This window comes from Okeania sp. (assembly GCF_983059655.1).
In genome coordinates this window covers 1-10,788 of record NZ_CEZPJD010000217.1, presented here as the reverse complement: position 1 = coordinate 10,788, position 10,788 = coordinate 1, and the positions used below count along the sequence as shown (strand labels likewise).

The window sequence follows — 10,788 nt, the reverse complement described above, 5'->3', positions numbered from 1 at the left end:
CTTTTTTGACTAGACTTTAAACAAATTGAAAAAGTCTACTTTTTAGTATCGCCAAAACGTAAGCATTTCCTGCGGAATGCTGCGCAAACAGCTATTAGAATTTCCTAGGTCATGCTCCGCAAACAGCATTTAGCTTTTGAATTAATAATTTACTAACGTTAGCTTGTTACCTTTTTCTTTCCTGCGGACGTAATTTTGAATTCTCCTTCTAGGATCATTAAGTTAATAGCTGAAGCGCTGATAGCTGAGTGCTGAATGCTTACACCAAAACTGGCGATCGCTGGCTGATTGTTGTTATTAGACTTAGCTTGCTATACTATACTTTTCATAGTAGTATTTGTATTTAAGTATTCAAATAATAATATACCATTTTTAAATACATAATGAAATATTGGCTAATAAAATCAGAACCAAAAACTTACAGCATTTCAGAGATGAAACATGAAAAAACTTGCATCTGGGATGGAGTGAGAAACTATCAAGCTCGGAATTTTTTGCGACAAATGACCAAGGGAGATTTAGCATTTTTCTATCATTCTAATACTACACCTCCTGGCATTATTGGATTAGTAAAAATATTGGAAAGTGGCATTGCTGACCCTACTCAATTTGACCCAAAAAGCAAATATTATGACCCAAAATCTACTCCTAATTCCCCTCGGTGGCAAACTGTTTCTGTAGAGTTTGTAGCAGAGTTTCCTAAGTTAATATCTTTGGCTATTTTGAAACAAGAATTTAGCCCAGATGAATTGTTAGTTACTAAGAAAGGAAATAGGTTATCCGTAATGCCTGTTGCTAAAAATGTAGCAGAGAAAATTTTAGTCATGAAAGATGCTTTTTAACCTATATAGCAATGTGCGCTGGCATATTTACAAATTGCAGGAAGTGTCCAATAGCTAAAAGTCTTATATGATAAGCTTTTTATTCCCCCTGTTGCCTGTTGCCTATTGCCTGTTGCCTGCGCGCAGCGCTATAGCAAGGAAAAAGTTGCTTAGGACAGAGATTGATGATGAACCTGAGACAGAGAAAAGCTTTTACCACTGTTCCCTGTTCCCTGTTCCCTGTTCCCTGCTGCTGAAGGCAGAGAGAGGTACTGATAACTGATAACTGATAACTGATAACTGAAATTACTCCAACGCCAGTATTAGAAACGCTCACCAATACCGAAGTGGAAACGAGTATCACCTTCATCATTAATAGCGTAATCAACTCTAATTGGACCTAGAGGAGATTGTACCCGAATACCAGCACCATAACCTATACCATCTCCTGGTTTCTCCCGCACACCTCCAGGATTACCAACAACAGAACTTTGACTATCAAATACTGTTGCAGCATCAATAAATAAAGCGCCTCCAAGAAATCTAAATACAGGAAAGCGATACTCAACAGTTCCCAACAAAAATGTACGACCTGCTCCTAAAGAACCTTCATCATATCCACGAACTGTATTAGTTCCACCTAGAGGAAAAGCTTCATAAGGAGGTAAATCTCCCATTATATGACCAGCTTGTACGTTAAAGGCCAAAGCTTGAGGTCCATCAACGAAGCTAGTAAAATCTACTGGAATATAGAAACTGTAGTTAGCTCGTAAACGATTCAACGCAATCTCTGACGATCCTATAGGAATAGATTGTTCTGTACCAAATCTTAGCAAACTACCAGAAGTAGGTTGTCGGCGATTATTACGTCGATCGTTGACAATACCAAATTGAATAGTAAGTAGATCGTCTTCCCCAGAATCATCAATAGTCAATTTATTGCCTAATTCATCTCTAGGTTCAGTATCACCATCACTATCCTGAATTTCTACTCTCTCATATTTTAGTCCCAAAGAAGCTGTCCATTCCGGTTCAACAAATGGATTAGGAATAAACGGACGAGTAAAACTAACCCCACCTCCTGTACGAATAACTCGTGGGTTGTCACCATTAGGCAGATCTACATCGCGCTGATCGCTGTCTTCGTCAGAATCAAAAATCACCGAAATTGCCCGTCTTCGGAAAGCATTAACAGTGTAAGAAAGGCGGTGGTCATCTCCACCTACCCAGGGGTCAGTAAAGCTAATATCAGCAAGCAATAATCGTTCACCCACTTGAAACTCGCCGCCTAACTTCTGATTATTACCACCAATGTTTTGTTGTTGATAACTAACCGTACCAAATAATCCACTTGCAGAACTAACCCCACCACCAAACGCTAGAGAACCTGTACTTTTCTCTACAATATTCACAATCACATTTGCCTTGTTAGGATCGTCTGGTGCTGGTTCTAAACCCAACGTAACATCTTCAAAAATTCCTAAACCAAACACTCTCCTAATATCTTTTTCTGCTGTTTCTCGTTCAAATATATCTCCTGGTTGAAGTTGAATTTCTCTGGTGATGATATATTCACGAGTACGACCTTCAATTAAATTACCTTCTTCATCCGTTGTTGCTCCGTCTGCATTTATAAAGCGTACTTGAATATCTTGAATTTCTCCCTCTGCAACTTCTAGAATAACTGAACCATCATCATTGACTTGGGGAGCACCGATAACTTGTCCGAGAACGTAACCGTTATCTTGATACCACTGGTTAACTTGTTCGACACCCCCTTCAAAAATTTTCAGATTCAGGGTTTCACCATATTGCTCGCCGAATATTCTATCTACTTCACTTTCAGGCAATACTTGAGAGCCTTCTATTGTTACAGAGGTCAATACAGGGTTGGGTTCAACTTCAAAAGTTACCCGTACACCAAGGGGAGTATCTTCTGGTAATGCTTTCACGTTTCGGAAGAAACCAGTGGCAAATATCGCGTTAATGTCTCTCTGTAGTTGAGAGCGAGTTGTAGTGCGTCCAGCTTGAGTACTAATGACTTGATAAACTTGGTCTTCTAGTTCTCCGTCTACTCCGCTAACTACAACTTCAGCAACTAACACTAGAGGTTCTGCTTCTCCTGTAGAGGGTTCTGTTGGTTGTGATTGAGAAAGAGTAAATTCTTTTGATTCTGCGGAGGGTGCAGTATGGATATCTGCTTCTTCGGGGACTTTATCTTCTGGATATGAAATTTGGGCCAATTTATCTGATGGGCCTGATGTTAATTGATGTTGATTTTGAGTAATTTCACCATTGATTTCTTGAGACAGGATAGAAGCAAATTGTTTATTGATAGTTGGCTCTATTTTAGTTTCTATACCCTTTGCCAACTGTAATTCCTGAATATTTTCCCTGCTATTTTCAACAATTTCTGAGTTAGGAATATCAGCAGCAAATTGTTTATTGATAGTCGGCTCTAATTTAGTTTCTATACCCTTTGCCAACTGTAATTCCTGAGAACTTTCCCTGCTATTTTCAACAATTTCTGAGTTAGAAATATCAGCAGGAAATTGTTTATTGATAGTCGGCTCTATTTTGGTTTCTACACCCTTTGCTAACTGTAATTCTTGAGAACTTTTCTTCTGATTTTCGACAATTTCTGAAGTAGAAATATCAGCAGAAAATTGTTTATTTATAGTTGGCTCTACTTTAGTTTCTATACCCTTTGCCAACTGTAATTCCTGAATATTTTCCCTGCTATTTTCAACAATTTCTGAAGTAGAAATATCAGCAGAAAATTGTTTATTTATAGTCGGCTCTACTTTAGTTTCTATACCCTTTGCTAACTTTAATTCCTCAGAATTTTCCCTGCTATTTTCGATAATTTCTGAGTTAAGAATATCAGCAGGAAATTGTTTATTGACAGTTGGCTCTACTTTAGTTTCTATACTCTTTGCCAACTGTAATTCCTGAATATTTTCCCTGCTATTTTCAACAATTTCTGAGTTAGGAATATCAGCAGCGAATTGTTTATTAATAGTTGGCTCTAATTTAGTTTCTATACCCTTTGCTAACTGTAATTCCTGAGAATTTTCCCTGCTATTTTCGATAATTTCTAAGTTAGGAATATCAGCAGGAAATTGCTTATTTACAGTTGGCTCTACTTTAGTTTCTACACCCTTTGCTAACTTTAATTCCTCAGATATTTTACTCTGATTTTCAACAATTTCTGAGTTAGGAATATCAGCAGCGAATTGTTTATTAATAGTTGGCTCTAATTTAGTTTCTATACCCTTTGCCAACTTTAATTTCTCAGAACTTTTACTCTGATTTTCTACATGAGGAATATGAGCAGCAAATTGTTTATTAATAGTTGGCTCTACTTTAGTTTCTACACCCTTTGCTAACTTCAATTCCTCAGAACTTTTACTCTGATTTTCTACATGAGGAATATGAGCAGCAAATTGTTTATTTGTAGTTGGCTCTAATTTAGTTTCTATACCCTTTGCTAACTGTAATTCCTGAGTATTTTCCCTGCTATTTTCTACATGAGAAATATGAGCAGCAAATTGTTTATTTATAGTCGGTTCTAATTTAGTTTCTGAACTCTTTACCAACTGAAAATCCTGAGAACTTTTTCTCTGATTTTCTATAGTAATTTTATTACTATCTATATCAGTATTACTTTTCGATATTTTAGCATTAGCAGATTTTGAAATTCCAAAAGTTGTTGAAGCAGCAAAAATTATCACTAAGAACGGAGACAACCGCATATTATTCTATCCCCTACAATCCACACACCAGTTAAAGTTTTTCATACAAACTGTAAAATTGTACACCATTGCCAGGGTTCTCAACCCGTCTGAGCCAAAATCCTTTCTAAGACTTGTTGATATGCCGTTTCTACATTACCAAGGTCCCGACGGAAGCGGTCTTTGTCCATTACTCTCAAATTTGAATCAGTTTGAGATTGGTCCCAAAGTCGGCAGCTATCTGGACTTATTTCGTCCGCAAGAATCAAATTATTTTGCCAATCTAGGCCAAATTCGATTTTGAAGTCCACGAGAGTAATTTGGCATTGGTTAAAGAAATTTTTGAGAATATCATTAATTTTTAGGGCAAAAGTCCGTATTTGCTCTAATTGTTCTGGGGTAGCTAGTTCCATGATTAAGAGGCGATCGCGTGTCAAAAGTGGGTCTTGAAGACTATCATTTTTATAGCAATATTCTACTAAGGGAAACTTCAAAACAGTTCCTTCTGCCAATCCAGTTTGTTTACAAAGACTACCCGCAGCAATATTTCTCACAATAACTTCTATCAGCAAAATTTTCACCTTTCGGATTCTCATTTTATCTGCTTCAGGACAGTCAATAAAATGAGTAGGTATACCATTAGCTTCCAGTAGTTTAAATATGTGACTAGAAATGGTACAATTAATTCTACCTTTCCCAGTTATTGTGCCTCTTTTTTGAGCATTAAATGCTGTGGCATCATCTTTAAAATAAGTAAGTAATATTTCTGGATCGTCAGTAGTATATAAAATTTTTGCTTTACCTTCGTAAAGCTTTTGATTGGATGACATAAAAATTGTTGAATAGAAAAATAGAGTAATGAGCGATAATTATACCGTTTCACAGAAATCAGAAGTCAGATTTTATCGGCTAAAAACTTTGACAAGACAATAGTTTCAGGCAATTATTTGATATTTAAAGGAGCGAAATCATTTGTGACATCCTTAAAGTAAATTGTTATTACTAATTACTCTATTATGTGCTTATCACAGTATAAACTTAATGTCAATATCTTAAAAGGTGGAAAGATTGGTATAGACAAACAATAAGATTAGCTAAACCGTTGAGAAGCCTCACACCATAATTTTCAAGAGGAGTGTGAGATGAATCGGCGGTCAATGAATGGGACTCGACGTCTCATTCATTGACAAATTTTATGTTATAGTGGTATAAACCTGGGAAGCGCGGGCTAACAACTACCAGTGATGAACCATAAAAATCAAATAGGATATGGGGTTGTATCCCATAAATCCTAGTAATCTGTTGGGAGCGTAAAATCTTATTGTGGAACTAGATGCGTAGCTTTTTGCTGTGCAAAAAGGGCGGCGGGGCATCCCGTCCTTAAAGCTCGTGGAGTCCGATGCAATAGCAGGACTGCGAAGCGAGAAGCCTACACTATACCGAATGATTAGTGTGGGAGTATGTCACATTAAACAAAATTAATACTCAATGTCTTGTCTGAAGGTCTCTTTTCTGAGAGGATAATAAAAGACCGGAATTTCTGCAATCAGATCGAGGAATGAAACAGATGATGAATTGGACAAAATCTGTAGCAATGAGTACTTTATTATCAATTGCTGCTATTGGTAGTATGAGTCTTACTTCTGTAGCAGTAGGATCGTCTCAGAACACTAAAAGTGTAGAGCAGTCTATCACTACAATTCCCACTGAAGGTGAAGAGCAACTTGCTCATAGTTATGGTCATGGTCGTAAGCATTATGGCAGCTGTCGTCGAGTAGCAACTCGTCATCGTAACTTGCGAGTTAGGACATATCCTTGGGGTAGAATTATTGGAGCTTTACATCCAGGTGCTCATGTCCGTGTTATTAGCTACCGTCATGGTTGGGCAAGAATTTCATCTCCTTACTATGGTTATGTATATAGTAGTTATTTGAGGCATTGTTAAACCTCATCAGAATCAGATAAATTTTGCTAGGAGCGATCGCGGATAACTAATAGTTACCGCGGTCTTATCTTCTGAATAGCACCATTGTCGTCAAATTATCAAAAAATGTGTGTTGCTGATTCTGGGTATGATTTTGCCCCCCGAGCAAGCCAAAATTGGGGGGGATAAAACTCTAAAAGTCCCCCAAAATTGGGGGATTTAGGGGGCTTGACTAGAACCAAACAATCGCGCATTCATACTTCCATTCAGCAACGCAAAAAAATGTAATACCATTTTCGGTTAAATACTCAAAAATAACAGATAATACGAAGTGAAGAAGGTTTTTTTTCACTAATTAAGCAGGCATGATATAAAGTGAGATGTAGTTACAGGATCATAATAAAAATCAGTTTTTTTCAACGAAACTGTGAATGCAATCTAAATATAGAAGAATCAAAAACAAAGAACGACAGCGCCAACAACTAACAAAGAAAAAGGAGTCAAAATGAGCGATTCAATCATTGATTTACTAGACCAACTACCTAATGATAATCTAACGGTTAAAACACTCAATGCTCTAGATTTTGTAGTACCTGGCGAGTGGGAAAATGTAGTAGGTTTTGATAAAACTATTGAAGCAATTACAGGTGAGACCGATGCAGACAGAATTGTAGAAATTCGCAACAAAGCCATCGAGCTATACAATGACGAGGATAATGGATACCAGGGAGCTATATGGTATTACAACCTAGTTGATAATGTAGACGGCGCTCTTGCTGCAGCAGCTATGGCCGAAATAGTCAGTGAAAAAATCCCCTTTTTAAGCTTTTTAGGTGGCTTAACTCCCAAAGCTGACACAACTCAATCTGTTGACCTGTGTCTAAAAATTGTAGCAGAATTGATAGCTTATAGTAAACTCAATGGTCTCCCCATTCTTAATCCAGGAGAATTTGTCACCAACCTGACTGAAGAGTATAGTGGTCCATCTCTAATGCGAATGGCTGCTCTAGTTTGTCTTGATGGTTTGATACCTTTAGGTCCAGATTTCCTGCAAAAAGTACAAGATACCCTTGATGGAGAAGGTGAAAGTGCTTTTGCAGATAATGCAGTTTTTGGAGCAATTAGCGATACCATTCCTGGAGATGACAAATTTGGCTTTATTCGTGAGACCTTCGGAGCGGTTCAGGGGTGGATGGATAACTTGGTCGGGTCAGTTGGTTTAACGCCAGAAAGTATTTTTGACAAAGTTGGTGGCTTTATCGACTTTTCCGATGACGCTTTAGATGTTGTAGCTGCATTTCTAGATAAAACCACAAATTACTTTCAACATACAGGCACTCAATCTGTAGCTCGAAAGTTGATACAGCGTGCAGCAGAAGAAGCTTGAAAAAGGCAGAAGGCAGAAGGGAAAAGATAATTAATAAAGTCAGAAGTTATTTTTGTAATGGGAATTTGAGCAAGCCTTCAAAAACCCGATCGCCATTTCCCGGCGGGGTTGCGCGACCCAATTATTTTGATAATTCTCATTTCCATACAAACTCCATTTGATGGTAACGCTACCGTGATAATATAAAGTATTAGCCTTTTCAAACCAAAATGCCACTCCTAAATTATTTTGGGAGTGGGTTTTCCTTTGGCTATGGCGCTACGCGCAAGTCAGAGGTAAGTAGGGGCGAATGGCCATTTGCTGCTGCAAAGCTGCCGAATGCCGCCCGTACAGAAGTTAGAAGTAATTCCTGACTGAGTTTGAGTGTTTATAATTGCCCTAACCTATTTGCGTAGTGCTATATCAAATAAATAGACTCAGTGGACCAATATACATGACCAAAAAATAGGGTTGGTACTGATAACTGATAACTGAAATCACATTTACCCAGTAATAAATTATGAATGATTCAATTCGCTTTCTAATGTGTGCCCCCGACCACTATGATGTAGATTATGTAATTAATCCCTGGATGGAGGGAAATATTCATAAATCCTCACGCGATCGCTCCGTCGAACAATGGTATAAACTTCACGATATTATTAAAGAAAACGCGGTTGTAGACCTAGTAACACCTCAAAAAGGATGGCCTGATATGGTATTCACTGCCAATGCAGGTCTAATTCTGGGAAACACTGTTGTTCTCAGTCGTTTTTACCATAAGGAACGTCAAGGAGAAGAACCCCATTTCAAAGAATGGTTCCTAAACCAGGGTTTTATCGTTCACGAACTCCCCAAAGATCTTCCCTTTGAAGGAGCAGGAGATGCCCTCCTAGACAGAGAAGGTCGTTATCTTTGGGCAGGATATGGCTTTCGTTCAGAATTAGACTCCCACCCACTTCTGGCAAAATGGCTCGACATCGAAGTACTATCACTTAAACTTACAGACGAGCGTTTTTATCATCTTGATACCTGCTTCTGTCCTCTAACAGGAGGTTACTTACTTTACTATCCTCCGGCATTCGACTCTTACTCCAACCGCCTAATTGAAATGCGAGTGCCACCAGAAAAACGAATAACTGTCCCAGAAGCAGATGCAGTTAACTTTGCCTGCAATGCAGTTAACATCGACCAAACCATCATCATGAACAAAGTGAGTGAAAACTTAAAATCACTCCTTACTGAAGTCGGTTTCAACGTCATTGAAACACCTCTAAGTGAATTTCTCAAAGCAGGTGGTGCAGCTAAATGCCTCACTCTGAGAGTTACAGAGCCAATTATGCCCGATCGCTATGCCGTTGTCCAAGTTGAAAGTCGTACCATTCGTATGGAAGGACATTTACTAGACTCTGGTTTGATCAACCAAGCTTTAGATTTAATAGTTGAAGGTGGGGGTAGTTTCAAAGTTCTCAACTTTAATCTCGGAGAACAACGCCAAAGCACCTCCCTCGCTGAAGTGAAAGTTTCTGCACCTTCCCATGAAGTCATGGAAGAAATCATGAGTCAACTCATTGACATTGGTGCAGTAGTACCAACTGAAGATTTACAAGATGCTAACTTGGAGCCGGTGGAACAAGATGGTGTTGCTCCTGATGATTTTTATGTATCTACTATTTATCCTACTGAAGTTAGAGTAAAAGGTCAGTGGATACGAGTACAAAATCAAAGGATGGATGGAGCGATCGCTATTACTGAAACTGATGGTAAGATTCAAGCAATATGTAAAGTGATACGGGATGTAAAAATTGGCGAACAAGTGGTGGTAGATGTCATCGGTATTCGCTCTATCCGCAAAACAGAATCCCGTGAAAAACGAAATAAAGAAGAGTTCAGCTTTATGTCTTCTGGCGTTTCTAGCGAACGTAGAGTAGAGTTGGTTGTCGAACAAGTGGCTTGGGAATTACGGCAAGTTCGCGACCGTGGAGGCAAAATAGTAGTTACAGCAGGTCCAGTTGTTATTCACACTGGTGGTAGCCAACATTTAGCACATTTGATTCGTCAAGGATATGTGCAAGCGTTGTTGGGTGGTAATGCTATAGCAGTTCACGATATTGAACAATCACTGATGGGAACTTCCCTTGGTGTGGATATGAAACAGGGAGTTGCTGTTCATGGTGGGCATCGACATCATCTGAAGACTATTAATACTATTCGGCGTTGTGGTAGCATTGCTAAAGCAGTTGAAACTGATGTTTTGACCAAGGGTGTGATGTATGAATGTGTTAAAAATAATGTACCTTTCTGTTTAGCCGGTTCGATTCGTGATGACGGACCTCTACCTGATACTCAGATGAATTTGATTAAGGCACAGGAAGAATATACAGAGTTGTTGAAAGGTGCTGATATGGTTTTGATGTTGTCAACTATGTTGCATTCTATTGGGGTGGGGAATATGACACCTGCTGGAGTGAAGATGGTTTGCGTTGATATTAATCCAGCGGTGGTGACTAAATTGAGCGATCGCGGTTCTGTTGAATCAGTGGGAGTTGTGACTGATGTTGGTTTGTTCCTCAGTTTATTGGTTGCCCAGTTGGAGCAGTTGACAAGTCCTTATTCTGTGGCAAAAGTGTAAGTTTAGGAGTGAAGGAGTAGGGCAGGGCTGTTTAATTCTAAAGTTTGGCGTTGGCGGAGCCTAGTGGCAGCTATCGCCTAACTTCTGAATTGAAGGCAGAGCCATTAGACATCTCCATAAAAGAGGCAGTAGGCCGTAGGGACGTTGCATGCAACGTCCGTACAGCAGTAGGGAGGAAGAATTGATAATTTATGTGTGATAATTGATTTTATTTTTGATTTTTGGAGATGTTTATTAGGTCTCCCTAGTATGTAAAAAAACATAGCAGATTCTAAGTATATGGAGTACAAATATTAAAAATTAAATGATAC

7 protein-coding genes are annotated in these 10,788 nt (G+C 38.6%); 5 read left to right on the top strand and 2 right to left on the bottom strand.

Annotation, left to right across the window (positions count from 1 at the left end):
- The first annotated feature begins 383 nt into the window (after positions 1-383).
- Positions 384-842, top strand: coding sequence for an EVE domain-containing protein (locus tag AC3DU7_RS14015; protein WP_488039950.1), 459 nt, complete (start codon positions 384-386; stop codon positions 840-842).
- Between the two features lie 302 nt (positions 843-1,144).
- On the opposite strand, the gene AC3DU7_RS14010 is transcribed toward AC3DU7_RS14015, so the two are convergent.
- Both AC3DU7_RS14010 and purC read right to left on the bottom strand, forming a co-directional pair.
- Positions 1,145-4,576 (bottom strand): BamA/TamA family outer membrane protein, encoded by a 3,432-nt coding sequence (locus tag AC3DU7_RS14010; RefSeq protein ID WP_488039949.1) that lies wholly within the window; start codon positions 4,574-4,576, stop codon positions 1,145-1,147.
- An 80-nt stretch (positions 4,577-4,656) separates the two neighbouring features.
- Complete coding sequence (gene purC / locus AC3DU7_RS14005) at positions 4,657-5,385, bottom strand: phosphoribosylaminoimidazolesuccinocarboxamide synthase (RefSeq protein WP_488039948.1); 729 nt, start codon at positions 5,383-5,385, stop codon at positions 4,657-4,659.
- Between the two features lie 737 nt (positions 5,386-6,122).
- Here purC and AC3DU7_RS14000 point away from each other — a divergent pair.
- The 4 genes from AC3DU7_RS14000 (at position 6,123) to argZ (ending at position 10,477) form a co-directional block, all read left to right on the top strand.
- Positions 6,123-6,500, top strand: a complete 378-nt coding sequence (locus tag AC3DU7_RS14000; RefSeq protein WP_488039947.1) for an SH3 domain-containing protein — start codon at positions 6,123-6,125, stop codon at positions 6,498-6,500.
- 484 nt (positions 6,501-6,984) lie between these two features.
- On the top strand, positions 6,985-7,866 hold the full coding sequence (locus tag AC3DU7_RS13995; RefSeq protein ID WP_488039946.1) for a hypothetical protein: 882 nt from the start codon (positions 6,985-6,987) through the stop codon (positions 7,864-7,866).
- Between the two features lie 209 nt (positions 7,867-8,075).
- The gene (locus tag AC3DU7_RS13990; protein WP_488039945.1) at positions 8,076-8,219 is read left to right on the top strand and encodes a hypothetical protein; all 144 of its coding nucleotides are present in this window, start codon (positions 8,076-8,078) and stop codon (positions 8,217-8,219) included.
- Positions 8,220-8,365: 146 nt separating this feature from the next.
- The gene (gene argZ, locus AC3DU7_RS13985; protein ID WP_488039944.1) at positions 8,366-10,477 is read left to right on the top strand and encodes a bifunctional arginine dihydrolase/ornithine cyclodeaminase; all 2,112 of its coding nucleotides are present in this window, start codon (positions 8,366-8,368) and stop codon (positions 10,475-10,477) included.
- The last annotated feature ends 311 nt before the right edge of the window (positions 10,478-10,788 follow it).

Bases quoted from the DNA above. Each gene is read 5' to 3' on its own strand.
- AC3DU7_RS14015 (WP_488039950.1), top strand. From the start codon at position 384: ATGAAATATTGGCTAATAAAATCAGAACCAAAAACTTACAGCATTTCA.
- purC (WP_488039948.1), bottom strand. From the start codon at position 5,385: ATGTCATCCAATCAAAAGCTTTACGAAGGTAAAGCAAAAATTTTATAT.
- argZ (WP_488039944.1), top strand. From the start codon at position 8,366: ATGAATGATTCAATTCGCTTTCTAATGTGTGCCCCCGACCACTATGAT.
- AC3DU7_RS13990 (WP_488039945.1), top strand. From the start codon at position 8,076: ATGCCACTCCTAAATTATTTTGGGAGTGGGTTTTCCTTTGGCTATGGC.
- AC3DU7_RS13995 (WP_488039946.1), top strand. From the start codon at position 6,985: ATGAGCGATTCAATCATTGATTTACTAGACCAACTACCTAATGATAAT.
- AC3DU7_RS14000 (WP_488039947.1), top strand. From the start codon at position 6,123: ATGATGAATTGGACAAAATCTGTAGCAATGAGTACTTTATTATCAATT.
- AC3DU7_RS14010 (WP_488039949.1), bottom strand. From the start codon at position 4,576: ATGCGGTTGTCTCCGTTCTTAGTGATAATTTTTGCTGCTTCAACAACT.